The organism is Photorhabdus viridis, from assembly GCF_040256935.1.
Taxonomy (GTDB): domain Bacteria; phylum Pseudomonadota; class Gammaproteobacteria; order Enterobacterales; family Enterobacteriaceae; genus Photorhabdus; species Photorhabdus viridis.
Genome location: NZ_JBEJZY010000532.1, coordinates 1 through 223, shown reverse-complemented (window position 1 = coordinate 223; position 223 = coordinate 1). Strand labels below are relative to the sequence as shown.

Here is a 223-nt window from a genome sequence, read left to right as displayed (position 1 = left end):
TCTGTCTGTAACATCTGGTGTTATCGGCTTATTTTGAATAACAAAGACATTGCGGGTATTATTCAGATCTTTTGTCCTGACAAGCAAATCCCCTTTCACGGTTTTTATCGTTGCCGATCTGTTTTCGACTAATTGATTTTTATTTCCCTGCGCATCTTTCTGTATCCACAGATTATCGCTGGCTTGCAGTAAAGCTTTATCCCCGGTATTACGCACGGTGTCG

1 protein-coding gene is annotated in these 223 nt (G+C 41.3%); it reads right to left on the bottom strand.

Annotated features, from left to right (window positions below; translation table 11 throughout):
* Positions 1-223 (bottom strand): hypothetical protein (locus ABR397_RS24415; protein WP_350307932.1); only part of this gene is annotated, 223 nt, incomplete at both ends.